The following is a 23820-nucleotide window of genomic DNA, read 5'->3' as shown; positions in this document are numbered from 1 at the left end:
AGCCTAACAAGACGGTAGACAGATTCGAAGATCTGTGTACTATTGCGACTCATTGCGTAGACACTCCCGCCAAACCTGTCTACTCCCCCGACGCCGGAGGTTCACCCATGCCCGCACCCCGCACCGCGATCATCGGGGCCGGCATCAGCGGGCTGACGGCCGGAAAAATGTTGTCCGACTACGCGGTCGACTACACCTGCTTCGAATCCTCCGACCGGATCGGCGGCAACTGGGCCTTCGGCAACCCCAACGGGCACTCCAGCGCCTACCGGTCGCTGCACATCGACACCTCGAAACATCAGTTGTCCTTCAAGGACTTCCCGATGCCGGCCCACTACCCCGACTTCTTGCACCACACGTTGGTCAAGGAGTACCTGGAGGCCTACGTGGCCGCCTTCGAACTCAGACGCAACATCGAGTTCGAGACCGAGGTCGTCCACGCGCAGCGGCTGCCCGGCGGCGGCTGGGAGTTGCAGTTGGCCGGGGGTGCGCGCCGCCGCTTCGACCTGCTGGTGGTCGGCAACGGCCATCATTGGGACCCGCGCTACCCGGACTTTCCGGGTGAGTTCAGCGGCGAGACGCTGCACGCGCATCACTACATCGACCCGAAGACGCCGCTGGAGTTCAGCGGCAAGCGCATCCTGGTCGTCGGCCTGGGCAACAGCGCCGCCGACATCGCCGTCGAACTGTCGTCGAAGGCCCTGGACAACGAGCTGACGTTGTCGACGCGCTCCGGCGCCTGGATCGTGCCGAAGTACCTGGCCGGCAAGCCCGCCGACAAGTACTACCGGACCAGCCCGTATCTGCCGTTCTCCTGGCAACGCAAGTTTCTGCAGTGGACCCAGCCGCTGATCGCCGGGCAGCCCGAGGATGTCGGGCTGCCGACGCCCAACCACAAGTTCTTCGAGGCGCACCCCACCCAGTCGGTGGAACTGCCGCTGCGACTCGGCTCCGGTGACGTCATCCCCAAGCCCAATATCAGCCGATTCGACGGCGCCACCGTGCATTTCACCGACGGCACCAGCAGCGACTTCGACATCATCATCTACGCCACCGGCTACAACATCACATTCCCGTTCTTCGATCCGGAGTTCATCAGCGCACCGGACAACCGGATCGACCTGTACAAGCGGATGTTCTATCCCGGCATCGACGACCTGGTGTTCGCCGGCTTCGCCCAGCCCACCCCCACGCTGTTCCCGTTCGTCGAGGCGCAGGCCCGGCTGATCGGCGCCTATGCGGTCGGGCGCTACCGGCCGCCGTCGGTGGCCGAGATGCGCCGGGTGATCGACGCCGACATGCGCAAGTTCACCGGCCATATGCTCGACACCCCGCGCCACACCCAGCAGCTCGACTACTTCCTCTACGAGCACGACCTGCGCACCGCCGAGATCCCGCGCGGCGCAAGGCGGGCCGCCGAACTCGGTGCCCCCCGTTGGGCCGGGGTGACGGCGGGCGAGGAAGGGGTCTCGGCGTGAACCGGATCCGGTTCGACAGTGACGGCACCAGCTGCGTCGGGCAGTTTTTTCCCGCCGCCGGCGACGACGACAGCGCACCGGTCGTGGTCCTCGGGCACGGGTTCGGCGGCACCGTCGACTCCGGTCTGGTTCCCTTCGCGCAGCGGTTGAGTGCGGCCGGATTCGCCGCGCTAGCCTTCGACTACCGTTACTTCGGGGAGTCCGGTGGCCAACCACGGCAACGGATTTCGGTCAAGGAGCAGGTGGCCGACTTCCGCGCCGCGTGTCGGGCCGCGGCACGTCAACCCGGCGTCGATCCGCGGCGGGTCGTGGTGTGGGGCGTCTCGCTGGCCGGTGGCCATGTCTTCGAGGTGGCCGCCACCACGCCCGGTGTGGCCGCCGCCGTCGCGTTGACCCCGTTGGTCAGTGGACCGGCGGCCGCGGTGGCGGCGTTGCCGCACCACCGTCCGGCGACGCTGTTGCGCTCCACGGTGACCGGCTGGCGCAGTGCGCTGGCCCAGCGCCTGGGCCGCGAACCCGCGACGATCCCGCTGGTGGGCCGGCCCGGAGAGCTGGCCACGCTGACCGCCGACGGCTACTACGATGCCTACACCGCGATGGCGGGACCGACCTGGCGCAACGAGGTCGACGCGCAGGTCGGCCTCCAATTGGGCAGCTACCGGCCGGCAGCCAAACACGCCGCGGCGATCACCTGCCCGATGCTGGTGCAGATAGCCGACTTCGACCGGGGCACTCCCCCGCAGGCCGCGGCCAAGGCGGCGTTCACCGCACGCGCCGAAGTGCGCCACTACCCGTGCGACCACTTCGACGTCTTCTCCGGCGGCAACTGGTTCGATCACGTTGTCGAGCACCAGATCGCGTTCTTGACCCGGCACCTGACCGCGCCGACCGCTACCGTCACGGATTAGGAGGGCGGATGGCCGAGACGATGCAACAACTGCTTGCCGAACGCGCGGACGCCGACGGGCCGGCAGTGCTCTACCACGATGCCCATGGGCGGCAGACCCGCTGGAGCTGGCGGCAGTATCTGGATCGGGCGGCCCGCCATGGCGCCGCGGTACTCGCGCGCGCCGACACCGGCCGCCCGATGCACGTCGGCGCCCTATTGGGCAACACCCCCGCGATGCTCACCGCGATCGCCGGCGCCGGGCTCGGCGGCTACGTGCTCTGCGGTGTCAACGACACCCGGCGGGGATCGGCCCTGGCCGGTGACCTTCGCACCGCCGACGTGCAGATCCTGCTCGTCGACGCCGCGCACCGCGGCTTGTTGAACGGGGTGGACCTGACCGGCGTCACCGTCATCGACGTCGACGATCCGGCCTGGGAGCAACAGTGCGCCGGTGCCGGTGAACTGCAACCGCACCGGCAGGCCGAGCCGTTGGACCCGTTCATGCTGATCTTCACCTCCGGCACCAGCGGCGACCCGAAAGCCGTTCTGGTCAGCCACTTCATGGTGCTGGTCGCCGGGCAGCGCCTGACCGAACAGTTCGACCTGGGCGCCGACGACGTCGTCTACCTGTCGATGCCGCTGTTCCACTCGAACGCGATCGCCGCCGGCTTCGGGCCCGCGGTCGCTGCCGGGGCGGCGATGGCACCGGCGAAGTTCTCAGCGTCGCGGTTCCTGGCCGACATCCGCGGCTACGGCGCCACGTATATGAACTACGTCGGCAAGCCGTTCGCCTATCTGCTGGCCCATCCCGAACAGTCCGATGACGCCGACAACCCGCTGCGCGTCGCGTTCGGCAACGAGGCCTCCGAACGCGACATCGCCGAATTCGCCCGCCGGTTCGGCGCCCATGTGGTCGATGCGTTCGGGTCCACCGAGAACGCCGTCACCATCACCCGTGACGAAGGCACCCCGCCCGGGTCGGTGGGCCGCGGCTTTCCCGGCGTGGCCATCTACAAAAGCGATTCGGTGACCGAATGCCCGGCCGCGGTGTTCGACGAGCACGGTGCGCTGACCAACGCCGAGGAGGCGATCGGTGAGCTGGTCAACACCGCCGGTTCGGGGTTCTTCACCGGCTACTACAACAACGCCGAAGCCACCTCCGAGCGGCTGCGTGACGGCATCTACTGGTCGGGCGACTTGGCCTACAAGGATGCCGACGGCTGGATCTACCTGGCGGGGCGCACCGCCGACTGGATGCGGGTCGACGGCGAGAACCTGGCCGCCGCCCCGATCGAGCGCATCCTGATGCGCCACCCCAAGATCAACCAGGCTGCGGTGTACGCGGTGCCCGACGGCAACGTCGGCGACCAGGTGATGGCCGCACTGGTGCTGCGCGATGACACCGATTTGAACCGGGACGAATTCACCGAATTCCTCGCCGCCCAAGAGGACTTGTCGCCCAAGGCATGGCCGCGCTACGTCCGGATCATGGCGCAACTGCCCGCGACGGCCACCAATAAGGTCCTCAAACGCGTGCTGGTGGCCGAGGGCTGCGATGTCGGCGCGGACCCGTTGTGGGTGCGGCAGGAACGTGAAAACCACTACGGCACAACGGCGGGAGCACACCGATGACACAAGCTGTGGCGCTGATCGTCGGCGGTGCTTCCGGTATCGGGCTGGCCACCGCGCATGTGCTGGCCGGTCGCGGCGACCACGTGGTGATCGCCGATATCAACACCGAGGCGGCGCAGCAGCGGGCCGCCGAACTCGGCGCCGGGGCCAGCGCGGTGACCGCCGACGTGACCGATGAGGACAGCATCGCCGCGGCATTCGCGACCGCGGCACAGCGCGGACCGGTGCGCAGCGTGGTCAGCTGCGCCGGGCTGTCGGTGATCGGCGCCATCCCCGACATCGACCTGGCCGGCTGGCAGACCACCATCGACGTCTGCCTGACCGGCACCATGTTGGTGATCAAGCACGCGGCCCGCACTCTTGAGGACGGCGGCAGCATCGTTGCGGTGTCGTCGCTGAACGGCCGCCAGCCCGGGACCGCGATGGCCGCCTACTGCAGTGCCAAAGCCGGTGTGCTGATGCTGATCCAGGTGGCCGCCTTGGAGTTGGCCGCCCGCGGCATCCGGGTCAACGCCGTCTCCCCCGGCCTGGTCGACACGCCCCTGGTGGCCGGGCTGACCATGGTGCCCGGCCTCACCGACGAATACATCGAGAACACTCCGCTGGGCCGGGCCGGCACCCCGAACGACATCGCCGACGCCGTGGAGTTCTTGACCTCGCAGCGCGCCTCGTGGATCACCGGGTCCGCCTTCGACATCAACGGCGGCGCCCACATGATGCGCTACCCCGACCTGCTCGGCAAGATCCAAGCCCTACAAGAAGGATGACCAGATGCGCAGTGTCGTAATCGATGCCCCCGGATCGGTCCGTGTCGACACCTGCCCCGATCCCGGCCTGCCCGGCGCCGACGGTGCCGTGGTCGCGGTGACGGCGGCCGCGATCTGCGGCTCGGATATGCACATTTATGAGGGCGACTTCCCCGTCGTCGAACCGGTGGCCGTCGGACACGAGGCGATCGGCACCGTCGTCGAGGTCGGCCCCGAGGTGACCTCGGTCAAGGCCGGCGACCGGGTGATGGTGTCCTCGGTCGCCGGGTGCGGGCGTTGCGCCGGCTGCGCCACCCGCGACCCGATCCGATGCCACTCGGGCCCGCTGATCTTCGGGTCGGGCGCACTGGGCGGGGCCCAGTCGGAACTGCTCGCCGTGCCCGGCGCGGACTTTCAGCTCGCCCCCATCCCCGACGGGCTCTGTGATGAGGAAGCCCTGCTGCTCACCGACAACCTCGCCACCGGCTGGGCGGCCGCGTTGCGCGCCGACATCCCGGTGGGCGGCACCGTAGCCGTGATCGGACTGGGAGCGGTGGGCCTGTGTGCGGCACAAAGCGCGCTGTTTCTCGGCGCGGCAACGGTTCTCGGCATCGACCCGGTTCCGCAGCGGCGAGAGCGTGCGGCAGCGATGGGCGCGACACCCGCACCGCCGTCGGCGACGGTCGCGGCGATGGAACACACCGGCGGGCGCGGCGTCGACGCGGTGATCGACGCCGTCGGCTCGGACACCACGCTGGCCGACGCCCTGACCGCGGTGCGAGCCGGAGGCACGGTGTCGGTGGTCGGCGTGCATGACCTGCAGCCCTTTCCCTTCCCCGCGCTGGCCGCCCTGGTGCGCAGCATCACGCTGCGCATGACGACCGCGCCGGTACAGCAGACCTGGCCGCAACTGGTGCCGTTGCTGCAATCCGGCCGGCTGTCGGTGGCCGGCATCTTCACCACCGAGATGCCGTTGGACGCCGCGCCCGACGCCTACCGCGCGGTCGCCGCGCGATCCGGGGATGTGGTGAAAGTGCTGCTCACGCCGTAGCCGATCTACCGGTACCATAAGACTTGCTTGCGGCAATAGCTTCAGGAAGTGAACCCGGCAGCCTTCCGGACGGTGGGCGGGCCGGGTTTCGCGCATTCAGACCCTGACGACATCGATGACCGCCGGTCTAATTCGCTCCCTCCAAAGGCCACCGCGTGCCCAGCACCAAGCGATCGCGTCAGGAATGCTGAGGACGAGGTCGGCGCTGGCCCGGCGATGCGTGTAGGTCACGGTATGCTCGCGGCCGGCGGACCGAAGTACGTTGTAGAGGAACCTCTTATCCCAGCGAATGATGGAATCGTCTTGCTCGATGACGAGCAGGGCCTGCTGATTGGCCGGAAGGCCACGGACGATGCTCAGCAGGCATTCCGCGCGAGCATCTAGATCGTCCGAATAGCGCCTTCCGGCGTCGTAAACAACGGCAGCAACGTTCGACTGGCAGATCAGGTCGGCGATCTTCCTGCGACGGCGATCGCTTTCCTTTGCCATATGTATCCTGCTTTGTCCCGGCAGAACATAGTCGCCGCGGAGCATCTTGCGGATCGCGGCGGCGGCCTCCGGCGTGCAAAAGCTGGCAACGATGACATATCCGCGTTCTTTCGTTTCGTCGACGTGGATGTGAGTAGTGGTCATGCCCCCGGATGTCCTGCGGCCGGCTTAGCCACGGCCGGCCCGGCGGGACCGTAACCGCACCGGGGGCAGCGGCGGCGCGGGCAGTCGCTCCAGTCGGCCGCGGTAGCCGCTGACCGCACCGAACTGATCGTCGCCGTCCTGCCACCGCCGCCGGTACTCGGCCACTTCGTCGTGGCTACGGCCGATGAAGTTCCACCACAGCACCAGTTCTTCGCCGAACGGCACCCCGCCCAGCACCAGCACCCGGGCGGGGGAGTCGCCGGTGTTGGTCAGCGCCAATACCATGCGGCCCGGGCCTTGGTAGCCCAGCTCGCCGATCCCCAGCGCCGTCCCGTCCAGCCTGACCGCGCCCCGATCACAGAGCACGCCGTGCTCGAACGCCGGATCGACCTCCAGCGCAAGTTCGCTTCGCGGGTGCAGATCGACTTGGGCGCCCAGCAGCGGAGTGAAGGACGGAACGGGGGAGCGGTGACCGGCCAGTTCCCCGAGGAACAACAGCGCGGTGGCGCCGGGCAGCGCCGTCGGCTCGGGTGCGAAGTGGTGGAAGGCTCGGGCGGTGTGGCGGGCGGAGTCCGGCAGCGCCACCCACAGCTGCACGCCGTGCAGCATCGGCGCGGCGGCGGCGTCCACCGAGACCTCCGAGTGGCAGATTCCCGCGCCCGCGGTCATCAGGTTCAACTCGCCCGGGCGCACCAGGGCATGCGCGCCGCCGCTGTCGCGGTGCTCGATGCGGCCGCGAAATAGCCACGTCGCGGTCTGCAGTCCGGTGTGCGGATGTGGCGGGACGTCCATGCCCCCGTCGCGGCCGATGTCATGCGGCCCGTAGTGGTCGACGAAGCACCAGGCGCCGATCAGCGAGCGTGCCCGCTGCGGCAGCGTGCGACGAACCAGCATGGCGCGCGGCCCGCCCAGCGGCACCTCCCGCGGGTGTAGCATCTCGATACCGTCGGCTGGTGTTGCGGCACAGGCGAACTCAGCTGATGTGGTCTCCAGGTTGCTCAACCGCCCACCTCCGTGCCGTGCGCCGAGCCGCGCCGGTGACACTACCGGTCACGCCGCTGAAGGGGAACCGACCCGGTCGCTGGGCAGGTGAAAAACCGTCACGGCCACCGGCAGCTGCTGCCGCTCGTGGTTGGCCAGCAACACCTGGTTATCGGGTAGCTCGCGGGAATTGATGTTGCCGGCGGCGATCTCGCGCAGCACGGCGTGGGCTTGCGCGAGCTCGGCGCGTTTGCGGTACTGACCGCCGGGCAGCTTGACCCCGGCCCACACGCCGTACTCCTCGCCGCGCTCCACCGCCAGCGCGGCGCAGCGACGCTGCTGCGCCAGCGGGCAGCGGCGCAGGCATAGCAGCCGCGCCTCAGTGGCGGACTGCTCATAGGCCCGAGCCTTGGCGGCACCGTCGGTTCCGTCGGCGTCGGGGTAACCGAACCACAGTTCGGGGTTGGCGGAGCAGGGGGGTGCCATCGGGACCTCCTCTTGAAAGCGGATCAGATAACGTAGATGAAAACGTATACGAACGAATAGCGCGGACGCAAGAGAAGTGGATAAAAACATATATGTAAGTCGTGAAGGCCGAGGCTGTGTACTATCCGGTCATGGTCGGGGCGCAACGGTGAGCCGCGAGTCGGCGGGCGCGGCCATCAGGGCCCTGCGCGAGGCGCGAGACTGGTCGCTGGCGGAACTGGCCGCAGTCACCGGAGTAAGCATCATGGGCTTGAGCTACTTGGAGCGAGGCGCCCGCAAACCGCATAAAAGCACAGTTCAGAAGGTGGAGAACGGCCTCGGCCTCCCGCCGGGAACCTACTCCCGGCTGCTGGTCGCCGACGATCCCGACGCCGAGCTGGCGCAGTTGCTGGCCGTGCCGCGTACGCCGCCCGCGCGGCCGGCCGGGGCCGTCGTCGTCGACCGTCACAGCGATACCGAAGTCTTGGAGGGCTACGCCGAGGCGCAGCTCGAGGCGCTGCGTTCGGTGATCGCGCGGCTTCCCTCGGAAGCATCAGACGAATACGAGACATATATTCTTTCCGTGATCACGCAGTGCGTGACGGCGGAGATGCTGGCCGCCAACTCCTGGCGGGTGGCGGTCAACGCCGGCGCGGAGCACGCCGCCAACCTCATGGCGCATCTGCAGTCCCTGGAGGCGATTCGGAGCGACCTGCTGCAACGCATGCCCAGCAGCCTTCCCGCCCGGTTCGACGATGCATGCGCACGGTCGGCGCTGCCCGAGCCGGTGATCGCAGCGTTGCTCGGTGTCAGCGCGGAGGAGATGTGGGATATCCGCAACCGGGGAGTGATCCCGCCGGGCGCACTGGCCCGGGTCCGCGCATTCGCCGACGGCGCCGCGGCTAGGCCCGAGCGAGCCGACGAAGGAGACAACCGTGAGTGATGGTGATCTGGAACTGCTGAACCGCGCCCACCGGCTGTTCGCGGGACGCCCGCAGCCGGTATCACTGGACGCCCGGCTGGAACGCTATATCGCCTTGCTCGAACAAACCGCTGCCCTATCGACCGGCCCCGGGCACGGCCGTTACCGGCAGGCCGTGCTCGCCCAACGGGAGATGCTGTCGCGGAACGCCCGTACCGATGCCGCCGTCACCGCCGTACTCGCCGCCGCGGTTGCCGACCACGCCCGGGCGGGGCAGCAGACCAACGGCGTGGTCGCGGCTGCCCGCACCGACGCGGCCGTCGTCCCCGACACCCCACTGGCAGAGCGAGAGGCGATGCGCCGGCGAGCGGCGCGATTGCGGGCCCAGCGCGCCCACGTCATGACGGCCCGGCACCGCGCGCAGGCACATCGGCGGCGGCTGCGGCGATTGCGCTATCGCGGCGCACGCCGCCGGACAGCCGGTCTTGATCGGTTGCGGCTTCCCAACACTCGCGCCGGAGCGGCGGTCCGTGCCGCGTTGTCCAGGCTCGGTAAGCCCTACGTCTGGGGCGCCACCGGCCCGGACCGATTCGACTGTTCGGGGCTGACGCAGTGGGCCTACACCCAGGCCGGAGTGCCACTGTCTCGCACCACCTACACCCAGATCCACGACGGGATCCCGGTGCCGCGCTCCCAGGTCCGGCCCGGCGATCTGGTGTTCCCCAGCAGCGGCCACGTCCAGCTGGCGATCGGCAACAATATGGTGGTCGAGGCGCCACACGCCGGGGCAACGGTGCAGGTCAGCCCGCTGGGCGCCAACATCGCGATCCGGCGCCCGGTGCCATGACCGGGCTGTCCCCACCGGGCCGGCAGGTGAATTGTCGGCGCCGCGCGCCATCGGTACAGTCACCGGCCATGGAGCGGTCAGCGGACGAACGCCGGACCGGCGCAACGATGTTGGGCTGAAGGAATGGCGACCCGCGACGAGGTGCTGGATGCGATCCGACGTATCGAAAAGACCGGTGGTGGGGGCGAAGCGACCCGCGCCGCGCAGGCGGCGCTGACCCTTCCGCTGCCCCCGGACGGCTATGACCGGGTGCTGCACCGGCTGGCGCCGGCCGACGCGGAGCAGGGCCGCGCCGTGCAGGCCATGAGGACCGCTGAATCGGCGCTGGCGCAACAGTTGTCGGCGACGGCGGAATTCGACCGACAGATCATCGCCGCACTGCGGCACGCGCACAAGACCACCCTGGAGGGCCGTCGGCGCCTCGACAACGTGCAGACCGAGATCGTCGGCGCCGCACAACACTGGGATCTGAGCTCCGCGGCCGGCGCGCGGGAGTTCCAGCGATTCCTGATCATCAAACTCGGCGAGATCATCGGCGTCGTCGAAGAGGCCAACGACGACGACGCCTCCAAGCAGGAACTGACCGCCGCGTTGACCGCGCTGTATTCGGCACCCCCAGCGCAGCGCGAGGATCCCCCACCGGCCGAACGGCATCCGGAACCCGACGGCGGTCCGTCCCCGACACCCGCTGCTCCGAACCCTGCCCAGGCAGCCCCCAGCGTTGCCGAGGACGATTATCTCGATGCGCTGCCGGACGAGGAACCGGAGGACGATTACCGGATCTCCGCTCAGCGGCCGTCAGCGGCACCATCAATGCCGGCGTTCCCAGGTCTCGGGGGCGAGGGCCCCGGATTCGGTGCGATGCCTTCCGCCACGCCGGCCGGGCTGCCGTCGCCCGGAGCGCTGTCGGTGCCCGGCGATGGCGCCGAACCCGTCGACGACGACGGCCTTCCGGATATGGGGTCACCGGCCGACGACGACACCGACCCGGCCGGGGACGACCGCGACGCTGACCGCGATGACGCCGCAGCGAAACCCCCGCCCGACGGTCCCGTCACCGTGACACTGCCCGACGGTGCGACCACCACCGTCGCTGATCCCCGGTTGGCCGCCGCAATGCAGGCGGCCGCTGAGGGAACGCCCGTGGCAGAGGCGTTCCGCCGCCAGGGGATTGATATCCCGCCCCCCGGAACACCGGTGCTGTCACCGGTCGACCAGGCACAGCTGCGGCCCGGCGACATCGGGGTGCTCACCGACCGCCATGCCCTGTCGGTCGGGAACGGCAAAGCGCTGCTCGACGGGCAACTCCACCTCGCCGCCAACCTGCGCGGGCCGGGCTTCCTGGGCTGGCAGCATCCGCCGGTGCGCATCGCGGCGCCCACCACGGTCGGCGAACCGGCCCCCACCAGGCCCGCGATGTCGGTTCGGGGCCCGTGAGCTTGATAATCCGCGTTCCAACCGTCATCGTCGACTAGCCAGGGAGGTACCAGATGCCAGAGAACATCCACGTCGATCAGGGCGTTCTGACCAACGCCGCCGGGAACCACCGGGAAGCGTCGGACTACCTCGCCACCGTCCCGGCATCTCACGAGGGGATCCGGACCACCCTGAGTGCACTCGGGCCGATCTACGGCGACTTCCGTCAGGCGGCCGGTGCCTTGCTCGACGCCCGGAAGAGCTGTTACGACGACCAGTCGAACGAACATGGCGAGATGTCGGACAATCTGAACCGGGCCGTGACAACGTGGAACCAGCATGAAGACGACGCCGCCACGTCCTTCCGGCGTCTCACCGACGGGCGCTGATGACTGAGCCGAACCCCGCGTTCGACGCCACCCACCCCAGCGGTGATGTGCTGTTCCGGTCTTGCCGCGGCGGCTATCTGCACAGTGTGGCGCTCAGCGAGGCGGCCATGACAGCCGATGCCGACCGGCTGGCGGAGGCCATCGTCCTGGCCGCGGACGTGTCGTATCTCAAGGCGGCGTTGGAGATCCGCGGCGAGATCGTCATCACCGGCCACTCCCCGTCGGCGGCGGTGCCGACCACCGAGGATCTTCGGGTGGCCACCGAGCGGCTGCTGAACCACCGATTGCACGCCGGCCACCGGGCCGAGGGCGGCACCGGACGTTAAACCACCCAGCGGCCGGCCGCGTCGGTCCGCGGCGCGATGTCGGCTGGCGGATCAACGACCATGTCGCCGAAGAGATTTCGCGCTCGCTCGAGTAGCGCGAGAACTTCGCGAAGCTGCGCTGCACACCCAGTTGCGGGGGACCCGGCATCGGCCATGGTTTGCACGGTACCGACCTGCTGTGGGGCTGACAATTCACGACGCGACGAGGTTGTTGATGAGCGCCGCGCGGTGTTGCGCGGCGGTCCGATGCGCGCCGAATACCGGCAGGGTGGTTGGGCGGCAACGGTAGGCTTGCGCGGTGGCTATCTTCGGTCGGCGGTCGGCGCGCCAGCGCCTCCGGAACGCGGCTCGGGAAGCACTGGCGATCCCGGCCTTCAGCGCTCCGGTCGACTGTAGTGCTTGGGTGCTCGGCGGGCTGTGGCCGGCCGAATTGGCCACGATCACCCCGGAGACGGCCCCGCTCGCCGATTACCTGAGCGCGGACCTGCAGCGCATCGCGAATTCGGCGAACGAGAAACTGGCCGCGATCAGTCGGTCCGACCTTGTCGGGCAGGCACGACAGACCGCAGAGGCCAGGGTCATCAACGTAGCCCGGGCGTTCGCGGTCCTTCGGGTGGAGTCGACGGTCCGGCAACTCCACAAGGAAGCCCTGGAGTTCGGCACCGAGTACGTCAGCCTGACCGCGGCCCCGGTGGCCGTTGAGGCGCCCGAACGGATTCCGGCGAAGCCCGAGCCGCCCCGCTCCGCCGAGCCGCCCCGAGACATCGCTGAGCCGCCCCGCGAGATCGCTGAGCCGCCCCGCGAGATGGCGGGTAAGCGTGGCGGACGGGCACGCCATCGAATGCCAGAACCGGTCGTTGTGGAGGTGCCAACCGACCTGGCGCCGCCGCCACCGGCGCCGATACCGCCGCCGATCGACGTGACCCCGCCGCCCCCGGAAGTGCTGCCGCCCGCACCACCTCCACCGCCACCTTCGCCGTCGGTTCCCGAGTCCGCTCCGGTGTTCGACCTGGTCGAGCCGCTGGGCGTCGGCGGTGGCGAACAGGAATCGTCGAGCGACACCGGGTTCGCGCCGGAGCCGGAATCGGCTGTCCCGCTTGAATCTGTCGTCGCCTCGCCGGTTGAACCCGGCGGCGTCGTACCGCTGGCCGAGGCGCAGGACGCCGTGACCGCCGCCGTTCCCGCGGCCGCCGAACCGGCCACTGCGCCACCGTCTCCGGAACCCGTGCCCGCCGAACCCATTCCGGCGACACCCGCTCCGCCGGCAATCACCGAGTCCAGCGAGCAGCGGTTGCAGCGCCTGCTGGCCTTCGTCGCCCGCCAAGAACCCGGCCTGCGCTGGGCGATCGGCACCCTTGCCGACGGAAGAACGCTCCTGGTCACCGATGTCGCCGGCGGCTGGATCCCGTCCGGGATCGAGCTACCGGCCGGGGTGCACCTGCTGGAGCCGGGCCGCCGGAGCGGGACCGCCACCGCGATGCTGGGCGCTCCGGCGGAGTCGGCCTCCTATAGCCCCGGCGACCGACTGGGCTGGGCCAGCGACTTCGGTGCGACGGACGCTTCGGTACAGCCTCGCGAGTTGGAACCCATCGACGACCTCGGCTGGCAGCTCAGCGAGGCCACCCACTGGCGTGACGGGCTGCCGCGGATGGCCAACACCCTGGCCAAGGCCGGATCCGCCGGAACCGGCGTGCTCGACGCCGAAATAGACCTGCTCCGGGTTCATCTGGACACGCTGCGCTACCAGTTGCTGGCGCAGTACCCCGACACCGACCTCACGTTGGTGCTGAACTGCATGTTGTTGGCTGCCACCGAAGGCGTCGCGACCGGCGACACGGTAGCGGCCAACTACCACTACAGCTGGTTCCGGGCGCTCAGCGCGCCGGCGGCCGGCCAATGGGATCCGCAGGCCTAACGGGGATGATGAATTGACGCTGCTCACACCGGCTCGACATACTTAGCCAATGTCGGGGCCGGAAAGCCGCGCGGAACTCAGCGACAAGGACCTCGTTGAGTCCGTCCTGCGGGACCTGCGTGAGGCTGCCGAGAAATGGGAAGCTCTGGTCGCCGAGGCCGAGAACACCACCTACAGCGTCGATCTCGGAGACGTCCGCGCCGTCGCGAATTCGGACGGCCGACTGCTCGAGCTGACATTGCATCCGTGCGTGGTCAGCGACTACACCTACAGCGAACTGTCGGAGCGGCTCAACGTCGTCTTCACCGCGCTGCGCGAAGAGGCCGAGTCCGACTTCGAGGCCAGATACGGCAGCAGTCACCTCTGAGGCGACCTACCAGCTGATGGCGGCCATCTCGCGCTTGGTGTCGCACACTGCACGCACCGCGGCCTCGATGTCGACGGCGGTGATGGTCTTGAGGTCGTCGATCGTCACCGGGTGACCGGCGCGCTTCTGGGCAGCGACCCGGGTGTCGCGGGCCAATTCGGCTTCCTCGATCACGTTCCGCGCGAACCGGCCGTTGTGCATGATATTGATGCCATGCTCCCCGCGCGGACTGAAATAGTTTCTGATGGTAGTCGCCATCTCCAGGAAGCGTTGCCGCGCTTCAAGGTTCAGTACAGTGGCGCGGCTGGAGCCGTAGCGCTCACCGATCTCGACGATCTCTTCCGGCGAGTAGGACTCGAACCGGATCTTGCGGTTGAAACGGCTCGCCAGGCCGGGGTTGACGGTGAGGAATTCGTCGACCTGGTCCTCGTAGCCGGCGGCGAGAAAACAGAAGTCGAAGCGGTGTTTCTCCAGCGCGATCAGCAGCTGGTTGACGGCTTCCATGCCGATCATGTCGGGCGTCCCGTCCTGGTGGCGTTCCACCAATGAGTAGAACTCGTCCATGAACAGGATTCCGCCCAAGGCCTTTTCGATCAGCTCATTGGTTTTCGGACCGGAGGAACCGATGTGTTCACCGCAGAAGTCAGAACGCCGCACCTCGATGATCTCCGGATTACGGACGATGCCCATTCCCGCGTAGATCTTTCCCAGCGCCTCGGCGGTGGTGGTCTTACCGGTGCCGGGCGGACCGACCAGCAGCATGTGGTTGGTCTGTCCCTCGACCGGCAGGCCGTGCTCCAGCCGCATGGCCCGGATCTCGAGCTGATCCTCCAGGGCCTTGACCGCACGTTTCACTTCGGCCAGCCCGACCTGTCTCTCCAACTCGGCGCGGCCCTGCTCCAGCAACTCCGCGCGGCGGTCGGCCGCGTTGTACTCGTCGAGTTCGGCGCGGCTCTTCGCCGATCCGGCGTCCCAGCGGTCGGTGCGGCTGTCAATGATCTGTTCCTCGGTGACCACCAAACGCAGATTCGGTTCGGCCAGTGCAGCTTTCGCCGGCTCGGTCAGCACGCCGTTGATGGCCGCCTTGGACAACCACACCTGGGCCTTGTCCTCCTCGCCAAGCTGGCGGTGAACCATGCCACGCACGTAGGCCAGATCCGCGGCCAGCAGCGGGATCTCGCTCGGATTGATCGACGCGGTCAACACGCCGGCCTGAAACCGTTCCGAGGACCGGGCCTGCCCGGCGATGTCGACGCGGTCCAGCCAGTCCAGTGCCACCCGGCCCTGGCCCAGGTGCGCGGCCGCGTAGGCGGCGAGCGCACAGACCGAAGCGGTCACCGCGGGCATGACGATCGCCCGGTCGGGCAGCTCCTCGGCGGCGACGGTCAGCAGATCCGGCCACCGCTGAGTGACGAACATCAGGTAGGCACGTGCCAGTTGGTGCCACTGGTGGTTGATCCAGCTGTCCAACAGGCCCTTGTCGGCCAGCAGGGCGTCGGCGCGCTCGTACTCACCGGCCACCGTCAGCGCCGACGCCAACGCCAGCCCCACGTGAGAGGCGTCGGTGACCGTGATCGACAGGTAGGGGCCCAACGGGATCTGGGCCGCCAGCTGCCGGCCCAACCGGGTGGTCTCCTTGTGCAGCCAGTCGCTGTTGGCGTAGAGCCGCTTGAGTGTGTCGAGGGCGGTGTCGCCGCAGGCGATACGGCCCAGCCAGGCGTCGGCCATGGAGGGGTCGGCTTCGGTCGCCGCCTGGAATTCGGCCCTCGCCTCCGGGGAGCCGTACTGGCCGTCCATGCTCACCATGGCCCGGTCGAAGTGCCGACGGGCCGCCAGCAAGTCACTCAATGTCCGTCGTCCTCTGTCGCAGGTACGGGTTGTCCAGCTGCGTCTCGATCCGGCAGCGGCGTCATCGCGTGGACATCGGCGCCAGCGCCTCCGGGCTGCAGTACCGGTTCTCCGCCCGGAACAACTCCACGGTAGCCAGCCACGATTTTCCGCCGGCAGCGACCCGCACCGCGGTCCGGTCGATCTGGGAGATGCTCACCTCGACCGTGTCCGGTGGCGGCGGAGGCGTACCGGGCGGTGCCACGGTGATGACGGTGGCCGGCCGCGGCGAGGGGGCGATCGGGCCGTCGACCACGCTGACCGTCGAGCGCGGTGTGGGCCTCGACTCGCCGACAATCGAGACTTCCGGCATCCGGACGCTGGCCCAGCGGGCCTTGTCGCGGGTGTGCACACATACCCGCTCCCCGGCCCCGGCGGCACGGATGATGATCCGCTTCGCGATCAGGTCTTCGGCGGCGATGAACACCCGGCTCAGCTCACCGGAGTCGGTCAGCGGAACCATCAGCCGGTCGCCGTTGGCCAGCTTTCCGATCAGCACGCCCGATGGGCCGATCTCGACGGGCAGGGTCGCCGGCAGCGGCCCGGCCCGCAGCCCCCGCAGTCGCGGCCGGGGAGCGCACATGTTGGCCGCTACGGCTGCGGCCTGCTCCCCGTTGAGCCGTTGCAAGACCACCGCCGGCGGAGTGGGCGCGGGTTGGGGGGTCTGCAGCGTGACGGTGGCCGTGCACGTCCCGTCCGGGAACACGGTGATGTTCTGCACCACCTCGTCGACGGGCAGCGTCCACACCTGGGCCAGCAGTTGCGCGTTGATGGCGCGGGCCGGATAGGCGTAGGTGGTCACCCAGCCGCCCTCGGTTCGCAGCGTCTTCCAGCGTTCGGCGCCGGCCAGCAGCAGGGCGCCACCGAGTCGCCGGTCCAGTTCGACCAGATCGCTGGCAGTGGCGACCCGGGCGCGTAACCCTTCGCAGCGCAGCAAGCCCGCGATGCGCTGGGCGACGGCGACCGCGGTGGCGCCCAGCGTGGTGCGCCAGCGCAACGCGGCGGTGTTGTCGATGACGCGCAGCCGCAGCAGCAGCCAGGTCTCGCGTTGGCCGGCGTAGGGCGGAGTGCCGATCTCGGTGTCATAGACCCGGGGATAGTCGCCGGTGGTGGCGCGGCGCGCGCCGATGCTGATCACACTCATCGACTCCAGCACCAGCCCGAGTGCATGCCGCAGCATCGGCAGCAGGGCGCTGACGTCGATGACGTTGTCGGTCTCGACATTGACCGATCCGGTGGCGACGGTGGCCGCATGCGCCCTGCCCAGCAGGTGCACCGCCACCACGGCCACGCCGTCCTGAATCCGCACGCCGCCCCCGGCGCGGTTGTTGGCCACCGTGATCGGCTCGGCCCAGTTGGTTGCCTTGCGTCGCCGCAATCGCAGCAGCGCCCACGACCACGCCGGCTGGCCCCACCACGGCACCAGCACCAGCAGCACCGCGAGCGATAACGCCACGACGAGCCCGATCAGACCGCCCAACGCCCAGCCGGCCAGACCGACCAGCGCCACCGCCACCGCGGACAACAGCCGTCGGTTGCTGGCGGCGCTGAACCCGGTCAGCTGGACCGAACTCACTTGACCGACCTCCGGATTCGCGCGGTGATGCCGGCCACCAGCACCGCCGCGGCGATCGCGCCGAGGAAGCCGAGGGCGACGGTCCGAGCCCGATGGTCAGGCGGTGGTGGTGGCGCCGCCGGGGTGATGACGCGGGCCTGCGACCCGGGCGCCACCGGCTCGCCCGGGGGCACGTTGAACGTCAGCGCCGCGACCGGGTCGACCAACCCGTAACCCACTCGGTTGTCCACGCCGGCGGGCGGATTGTGCGCTGTCTGCACGATCCGGTTGATCACCTGGTGTGCGGTGAGCTGGGGATATTTCGCCCGAACCAGGGCTGCGACGCCACTGACGTAGGCCGCCGAGAAACTGGTTCCCCAAAACGGCATGTTCTTCTCGCCGACCCGGGCAGGGGGATAGGCGTTGACCGGCCCGCCGCCCTGCGGGGACAAGCCCATGACGTGGGTGGCCGGTGCGGCGACCCCCACCCAGGGACCGGACATGCTCTTGTCGATCGGTGCACCGGTGGCGTCCACCCCGCCGACGGACAAGACGTAGTCGGAGAACCACGACGGGCTCGAGATCACCTTGACCTGGTTCCAGTCCCGCGGGTCGTTGGGGTTGAGCGGGTCATACATCGGGTTGTTGGCGCAGCCGGCCTCGCCGACGTTGCCGGCGGCCGTGACGATCACCGCGTCCTTGACGGTCGATGCGTACCACAGCGCCGCCCCCAGCGCCCGCTGATCGAGCGCGGCCGCCACCTGAACGCACGAGGTCACCGAGATGTTGATCACCTTGGCGCCCATGTCGGCGGCGTGGACGACGGCGCGGGCCAGCGTGGCCAGCGTGCCGGCTTTGATCCGCTCGTCGTCGAAGCCGAACCGTTGCGGGTTGACCGGCTCGAAGGCCCGGGACGACTGGCGGATCGAGATGATCGTGGCGTGCGGGGCTACGCCGACGACGCCGTCCGGGGCGCCCGGCGGGGGCGGCGGGACGGCCGGTTCGTCCTCGGACTGTGGATCCGGGGGGCCAGACGCCGGTGCCATACCGCCCTCTTCCGGCGGGGGTGGCGGCGGGGGCGGCGGGGGCGGCGCGGGCTGGGTGATCGTCACCGGTGCCGGTGGCGGGGGAGGAGCTGGCGGCCCGGGAATGTCAGCGGGCGGCGGTGGTGCACCGAAGCTGGGCGGCGGGCCGGCCGGTAGCGGGAAGGCGGGAACTTCCGGCATCGGGCGGGGCATCGGCAGCACGCCGAGCGGGGCCGCGGCGATGATCGACGCGGCGATCGTGCCGTGAGCGTCGCAGTCCTGCAGCCCGCCCAGACCCTCGGCTCCGCCCATGATGTAGTCGCCGCCGGCGATCGCCGGCAGCCGGGGATTCGGCGTAACCCCGGTGTCGATGACCGCCACCGGAACCCCGTTGCCGGTGGAGTACTGCCAGGCGGCGGCGATGCCGAGCATGTCGAACCCGGGTGCGAGTTGCGCCACGTCGGGATTGCTGACCGTGATCGGGACACTGCAGGAGTTCGACCGGCGCATCGGCTGATCCGGACCGGGCGGCCCGTCGGCCGGTGCCAACCCGGGGTCCACCGACGGCGGTTCGATCGCCCGGGCCATCGGCGGGATGTCCGCCAGGCCCGCCAGCAGCACCACGCCCGCCAGCGCGACGGCCCGGGTGCGCAGCCGCCTCAGTTGCGCACCCACACGAACAGTCCTCCCAGCCAGGCGCCGAGCACCCCCACCACGATGAATGCCAGCACCTCCAGCCATTCGACGGCCAGCCGGATCCAGGGAACGAACTTCGTCGCCGGGACCAGCAGCCCGGCGGCCAGGCCGAGTCCGGCGAAGACCGCCACCGCCGCGGCCGGCCAGAGGAAGCCGCCGGCGGTGTAGCCGGGCGCGGCCAAGGCGTACTTGGTGATCCCGACCAACACCGCGGCGCACGCACCGCCGACCAGGGCGATCGCCTGCACCCGGCCGGCGAACCCGCGGCCCTGGGTGATGAACAGTCCCGCCACCAGCCCGCACAATGCCACCGCGCCGCGCTGGCGGGCCGAACCCGGCGCCAGCACCATCCACACCGCGATCGGCAGCGCCGCCGCGATCGCCACGCACATGCCGACCTGTACCGCGTTGATCAGCCGCGCCGACGCCGCGATCGCCGCCCCCCGAGCCGAGATGTCAACCAGGTCGTCCTCGTCGTCCTCGCCATCGTCGGGGGCTACCGGCGACACGGTGTCGATCGGCATGTTGGCGCGGCGGGCGAACAGATCCCGCCCGGTGATCGACCCGAAGTACGGCGGCCGGACCCGCGCCACCCACAGCGCGATCGTCGGCGACATGCGCACCAGCATCAGCAGGCCGAGCAGCAGGCAGATGCCGATCACCTGGGGAGAGACCGGATGCCACATCCGCACTGCCGCCACCGTCCCGCCGATTCCGCTTGCGGTGACCACCGCCGTGGCGACCGCAGTCTGCGACCGCAGCAGGACACTGAGCGCGATCGCGCCCATCGCGAACACCGTCACGCCGATCAGCAGGTGCGGGGCGCCCAGCGCCCCGGGGGCCGCGCACAGCGCCGCGCCGGAAAGCGCGATCACCGCCAGCCAACCGAATCCGCTGAACAAGTCGGTACGGGCGGGCCAGTTGCGCCGTGTCACCGCGGCGCCGACCGTCAGCAGCCCGCCGAGACCGGCCAGAACCACTGCGGGCGGCCAACTGTCGCTGAACGTGCGGGCACGTATCGCCAGCGCGGAGATCACCAAGACGGCCATCGCCAGCAGGCCTATCGCGGTGTGCGCCGCGGTCACCGCCGTGACCGGTGCGAACATCCGATCAACCTTCACATTGAGTAATCGGGTGACGGCCTGCTCGTCGGCCTTGTGCCCGCATTCGGAGCACTGAATCTCGGGTTGGGTACCGAGTCGGCGGGCCGTTGCGGCCAGCGCACTCGACAACGACTCGTATTGCGGTTCGAACGAGTCACCACCGACCGCCGGCACCAGCACCAGGGTGTCGCCGTCCTGCACGCCGAGGTCGTCGAGGCTGCGGGTGATGTCCAACCGCACTCCGTTGACTTTATGGAGTTCGTAACTGCCGGGCGGAAGTGCGACCCCGTCGAAACCGTGGTGCTTCAAATCCTCGTCGAGTAGTTCGACCATTCCCTCAAAGAATTCTTCGACCGGAATTCCGGCCGGGAAGACCTGCGACACGAGATGTTTATCGTAGGCGAGGCTGACGGCACAACGTGCCGGAAACGCGACTTTAGCCGGTGTCGTCGGGGTAGTCACCGCGACTACCTTTCAGTGTCCGGCACGTATTTATCGGCCAAACCGGCAGTTATTTCAAATAGCCGCAGCCGCGTCTTTTTCTTGACTTCATTGTGGACATCGATAATGCCGCCCTTGGCCAGGTGGGCGTCGTAGGGCATTACCTCCACGGTGGCGCCGGTTTTGCTGAACCGCTCGGTCAGGTAGGCGACCGCGGCACTGTCCTCGACCGGAGAGGAGTGGTTCAGGATGACCGTCGCTCGCGACACCAGCTCGTGATAGCCCTGGGCGGCCAGGTAGTCGACGGCCCGCAGCACCGGCCGGGACTTATCGGCGGTGATGCCGGAGACAAAGACCAGCGTGTCGGTGTTCTCCAACACCGGCTTCATCACCGGGTGCTCCAAGTCGGCCGCGGTGTCGACAATGATCACGTTGTGGGTTCGGCGGAGTCGCGACAACACGCCACTGAACATGGCGGGGACGAGCGGGCGGAGCTGGTCCGAAGTGCGGTTACCGGCCAGCACGTCCAAGCCGACGGCGTTTTGCCCGAGGTGTTCGCGGATGTCGGAATATCCCTGTACATCGGTGTCACTCAGCACCGCCGAGTAGTCGCCGGGCGGGTGCTCGTCGATGCGATCCGACAGCGTCCCGAAGCCCGGAACGGCGTCAATGGCGATCACATTTTCGGGCCGGCATTCCCGGAAGACGCTGCCGATGGACGCGGCCATCGTGGTCACGCCGGTGCCGCCTTTTCCGGACACCAGTGTGATCACGTATTGCCGGCGGATGTGTCGCCGGATTCTGTTCCGCAGATCGCGGTAATGACGCTCACGCGGGGATTCGCCCGGATTGATCACCTTCGCCGACACTAAATACACCAGTTTGCGCCAACCCGAACCGGGCGGAATCTTGCGCGGTGTCGCGAGGTCGGAAATGCGCATCGAGTCCGACACGGAATCCCGGTAGCGGTGACCGGATGCCGGATCCCGCCGCCCGGACGCGCCTTCGTCAGGCATATTGGGGCTATTCCATGGGCTCGTCACGTGCGTGATGTTAACACGGTTGCAGATACCTCGTTTACAGCGTTTCTAACGACGGGTGCTAATAGGTGATAATGGTGTCCAGGTGAATTCACCACTACACAACCCGCCGATGTGAATGCCAGTCCGCACCGGCAGGTAGCCGACGGATGAGCCGCAGGATCGCATTGGCGACATCGGCGCGTGACCCGGGGGAGACGATCTGGTAGCGGCGGCCCCCGTTGTCGATGTTCTCCACGCAGACACGGCCGGCCGGGGTATCGGAGATCATCACCGAGGTGTCGCCGATGGCCATTCGGGCCAGCTCGTCGGGTCCGGCACCGGGCTGGAGCGCCACGATGTTGGCCTGCCCTGACACCTCCGGGTCGGAGGCCATCAGCAGCGTCTGCTGTTGGTCGATGTCGAGCCGCTGAGCCGCCAGGTAGTTGCGGAGGCCGTCCCGGTCCCGCACCTGTTCGAGCAGTTCCTTGGTGTCCAGCGTGACCGGCCGCAGTGCGGCGGCCTCGGTGACACCGCACAACCGCTCGATCTGACCGACGAGCAAGTCCGCGGCGGCTGCCTGGTCGGTGGCGGTACCGGCCGGATAGAGCCGGATTTCCTGGTCGTGCCGTTCCAGCACCACCCACCAGGAGGCGAACCGGTTGATCGACACTCGCGTCATGTGTTGCGGGTCGCCGTATGGTCGTCCGGGAAAGTTCAGCTGCAGCAGCAGCGCGACGTCGCGGCGCATGATCACGGTCAGCCATTCGCGGATCATCGGATCCGCCTCGCCCTGGCCGTCGAGCGCACCGATCTCGGTCAGTTCCTCGGCGATCGGATGCTGCACGGCCCGTTCGGCGGTGTCCAGCCGCGGAAGCAGTGGCCGCAGACCCAGTTCGGGGCAGAGCGTTTCGATACCGGTCACCGCCTGCAGCACCCACAGCCCGTCGAGGGTTGTCGTCAACATGTCACTGCCGCCTCACCCGTGAGTCCTCAGTCTGAAACAAGCTCAGACAGGAAGCGGGGCATCTGCGCCTGTCGCGCAGACACCCCACTTCGTCATCGCAGTTCGTCACCACCCGTGATGGGCGCCAGGGTCGTGGGCGCCCGCGGTGGTGGTCAGAAAAGGCTGCTGATCGTCTGGTCGGTCTGAATGGCCCCCTCCAGCACGGAGCCGATGGTCGAGCCGTGCTGGCCGATGGTCTCGATCAGGCCCTGCAGGCCGGAGAGCATCTGCGCCTGAGCTTCGAAGAAGCCGCTGGCACCGTGACCGGCGAAGTACTCGGTCAGCATCTGGGTGAGCTGGTGGGCGTCGGCGTGAATCTGGTCGAGCGTGCCGGCGCTGGTGATCACGCTGTGGGCTTGATCGGCCACAGGGCCGGGGTTGTAGGTGATGCCGTCAGCCATTGGGATCGGTGTCCTTTCGAGTTCGGGGGTGGGAGGTTAGGCGGATTGTCCGCCGAAGAGCGAATGGAAGGCATGCTCCGAGTGGGACTCGTGGGACTCCATCAAGGCAGCGGCCTGGTTGAGGCCCTCGGTCAGGCGGGTGCCGCCGATGAGGACTTTCTGCATGTCTTCGTGAATCTGGCCGGCCGTGACGAATGACGCCTTGGACCCCGCGCCGTCCCAGGTGCCGGCACCCAAGATGTTCTCGTGGTCAGCGAGGTACTGGTTGGCGATCGCCTGGGCGTGTTCGATGTGCTGTGCCAGCTTCGATGCGGTGTTCCGCATCAACTCGGGCGTGACGACAATGGCTGCCATCGTTTCCTCCTCGGTTGTAGAGCAACCCCCCGGGTTCGGCGGGATGTACCTGGCGGTAGTGTAAAAGCTCTTTTTCGATGTGTCGATTCACCCTGAGCGCGGCGAATGCCCAGCTCACAGCCGGTCATCAACCACTCGCACCGTGTTGGCCCGATCGGAGTGCCGCCCGCCCTGGCCTCGACCGGCCGCGCCGGCGGCGTGCCCGATCGGCATACCGCCCATCCCACCGCCGCTGGTGGTCGTCACCCGCTGCTGCGACTCGACCGAGCCCAGCGC

Annotated in this window: 23 protein-coding genes; 12 read left to right on the top strand and 11 right to left on the bottom strand. The window is 68.7% G+C overall.

The genetic code is table 11. From position 1 onward, the window contains the following. Positions 1-107: 107 nt before the first annotated feature. Genes DQP56_RS12050 through DQP56_RS12030 form a run of 5 tightly spaced genes read left to right on the top strand, consistent with a single transcriptional unit; the run spans position 108 to position 5796 of the window. Positions 108-1478 (top strand): flavin-containing monooxygenase, encoded by a 1371-nt coding sequence (locus DQP56_RS12050; RefSeq protein WP_112685696.1) that lies wholly within the window; start codon positions 108-110, stop codon positions 1476-1478. Beyond that, the gene (locus DQP56_RS12045; RefSeq protein ID WP_112685694.1) at positions 1475-2386 is read left to right on the top strand and encodes an alpha/beta hydrolase; all 912 of its coding nucleotides are present in this window, start codon (positions 1475-1477) and stop codon (positions 2384-2386) included. Before DQP56_RS12050 ends, DQP56_RS12045 begins: the two co-directional genes overlap by 4 nt. Positions 2387-2394: 8 nt before the next feature. After that, the gene (gene fadD1 / locus DQP56_RS12040; RefSeq protein WP_112685692.1) at positions 2395-3999 is read left to right on the top strand and encodes a fatty-acid--CoA ligase FadD1; all 1605 of its coding nucleotides are present in this window, start codon (positions 2395-2397) and stop codon (positions 3997-3999) included. Beyond that, positions 3996-4766 (top strand): SDR family NAD(P)-dependent oxidoreductase, encoded by a 771-nt coding sequence (locus DQP56_RS12035; protein WP_205868862.1) that lies wholly within the window; start codon positions 3996-3998, stop codon positions 4764-4766. Before fadD1 ends, DQP56_RS12035 begins: the two co-directional genes overlap by 4 nt. Before the next feature lie 4 nt (positions 4767-4770). Beyond that, a complete protein-coding gene (locus DQP56_RS12030; RefSeq protein WP_112685690.1) occupies positions 4771-5796 on the top strand; it encodes a zinc-binding dehydrogenase in 1026 nt (341 codons plus the stop codon). Positions 5797-5892: 96 nt separating this feature from the next. Here DQP56_RS12030 and DQP56_RS12025 read toward each other — a convergent pair whose 3' ends face one another. From DQP56_RS12025 to DQP56_RS12015, 3 genes are read right to left on the bottom strand one after another with little or no spacing between them, the layout of a single operon-like run. Beyond that, positions 5893-6429: a hypothetical protein gene (locus DQP56_RS12025; RefSeq protein ID WP_112685688.1), complete on the bottom strand. Its 537-nt coding sequence runs from the start codon at positions 6427-6429 to the stop codon at positions 5893-5895. Positions 6430-6453: 24 nt separating this feature from the next. Then, positions 6454-7431, bottom strand: a complete 978-nt coding sequence (locus DQP56_RS12020; RefSeq protein ID WP_112685686.1) for a pirin family protein — start codon at positions 7429-7431, stop codon at positions 6454-6456. 48 nt (positions 7432-7479) lie between these two features. Continuing rightward, positions 7480-7896, bottom strand: a complete 417-nt coding sequence (locus DQP56_RS12015) for a WhiB family transcriptional regulator (RefSeq protein WP_112685684.1) — start codon at positions 7894-7896, stop codon at positions 7480-7482. A 148-nt stretch (positions 7897-8044) separates the two neighbouring features. Here DQP56_RS12015 and DQP56_RS12010 point away from each other — a divergent pair, with 148 nt between their 5' ends. From DQP56_RS12010 to DQP56_RS11975, 7 genes are all read left to right on the top strand, one after another. Beyond that, on the top strand, positions 8045-8818 hold the full coding sequence (locus DQP56_RS12010; RefSeq protein WP_112685682.1) for a helix-turn-helix domain-containing protein: 774 nt from the start codon (positions 8045-8047) through the stop codon (positions 8816-8818). Further along, the gene (locus DQP56_RS12005) at positions 8811-9644 is read left to right on the top strand and encodes a C40 family peptidase (protein ID WP_112685680.1); all 834 of its coding nucleotides are present in this window, start codon (positions 8811-8813) and stop codon (positions 9642-9644) included. The genes DQP56_RS12010 and DQP56_RS12005 overlap by 8 nt, the downstream gene beginning before the upstream one ends. Positions 9645-9767: 123 nt before the next feature. Further along, positions 9768-11081, top strand: a complete 1314-nt coding sequence (locus DQP56_RS12000; protein WP_112685678.1) for a DUF4226 domain-containing protein — start codon at positions 9768-9770, stop codon at positions 11079-11081. 53 nt (positions 11082-11134) lie between these two features. Continuing rightward, positions 11135-11449, top strand: coding sequence for a type VII secretion target (locus DQP56_RS11995; RefSeq protein WP_112685676.1), 315 nt, complete (start codon positions 11135-11137; stop codon positions 11447-11449). Beyond that, complete coding sequence (locus DQP56_RS11990) at positions 11449-11775, top strand: DUF2694 family protein (protein WP_112685674.1); 327 nt, start codon at positions 11449-11451, stop codon at positions 11773-11775. Before DQP56_RS11995 ends, DQP56_RS11990 begins: the two co-directional genes overlap by 1 nt. A gap of 298 nt (positions 11776-12073) precedes the next feature. Next, positions 12074-13690 (top strand): DUF5631 domain-containing protein, encoded by a 1617-nt coding sequence (locus tag DQP56_RS11980; protein WP_165824997.1) that lies wholly within the window; start codon positions 12074-12076, stop codon positions 13688-13690. Between the two features lie 49 nt (positions 13691-13739). Then, positions 13740-14057, top strand: a complete 318-nt coding sequence (locus DQP56_RS11975) for a DUF2710 family protein (protein WP_112685668.1) — start codon at positions 13740-13742, stop codon at positions 14055-14057. 6 nt (positions 14058-14063) lie between these two features. On the opposite strand, the gene eccA is transcribed toward DQP56_RS11975, so the two are convergent. From eccA to DQP56_RS11935, 8 genes are all read right to left on the bottom strand, one after another. Next, positions 14064-15863, bottom strand: a complete 1800-nt coding sequence (gene eccA, locus DQP56_RS11970; RefSeq protein ID WP_234825630.1) for a type VII secretion AAA-ATPase EccA — start codon at positions 15861-15863, stop codon at positions 14064-14066. A 103-nt stretch (positions 15864-15966) separates the two neighbouring features. Then, the gene (eccE, locus tag DQP56_RS11965) at positions 15967-17520 is read right to left on the bottom strand and encodes a type VII secretion protein EccE (protein ID WP_112685664.1); all 1554 of its coding nucleotides are present in this window, start codon (positions 17518-17520) and stop codon (positions 15967-15969) included. After that, positions 17517-19199, bottom strand: coding sequence for a type VII secretion-associated serine protease mycosin (gene mycP / locus DQP56_RS11960; RefSeq protein WP_112685662.1), 1683 nt, complete (start codon positions 19197-19199; stop codon positions 17517-17519). The genes eccE and mycP overlap by 4 nt, the downstream gene beginning before the upstream one ends. Beyond that, positions 19184-20785, bottom strand: a complete 1602-nt coding sequence (eccD, locus tag DQP56_RS11955) for a type VII secretion integral membrane protein EccD (RefSeq protein ID WP_112685660.1) — start codon at positions 20783-20785, stop codon at positions 19184-19186. The genes mycP and eccD overlap by 16 nt, the downstream gene beginning before the upstream one ends. A 5-nt stretch (positions 20786-20790) precedes the next feature. Then, positions 20791-21807, bottom strand: coding sequence for a MinD/ParA family ATP-binding protein (locus tag DQP56_RS11950; RefSeq protein ID WP_112685658.1), 1017 nt, complete (start codon positions 21805-21807; stop codon positions 20791-20793). 94 nt (positions 21808-21901) lie between these two features. Next, positions 21902-22750, bottom strand: coding sequence for an ESX secretion-associated protein EspG (locus DQP56_RS11945; protein ID WP_112685656.1), 849 nt, complete (start codon positions 22748-22750; stop codon positions 21902-21904). 152 nt (positions 22751-22902) lie between these two features. Then, complete coding sequence (locus tag DQP56_RS11940; RefSeq protein ID WP_112685654.1) at positions 22903-23190, bottom strand: WXG100 family type VII secretion target; 288 nt, start codon at positions 23188-23190, stop codon at positions 22903-22905. A gap of 36 nt (positions 23191-23226) precedes the next feature. Continuing rightward, on the bottom strand, positions 23227-23544 hold the full coding sequence (locus DQP56_RS11935; protein WP_013826998.1) for a WXG100 family type VII secretion target: 318 nt from the start codon (positions 23542-23544) through the stop codon (positions 23227-23229). Between the last annotated feature and the right edge of the window lie 276 nt (positions 23545-23820).

The organism is Mycolicibacter senuensis (genome assembly GCF_003284925.1).
Classification (GTDB): Bacteria; Actinomycetota; Actinomycetes; order Mycobacteriales; family Mycobacteriaceae; genus Mycobacterium; species Mycobacterium algericum_A.
This window is presented reverse-complemented; position numbering and strand designations above follow the sequence as displayed.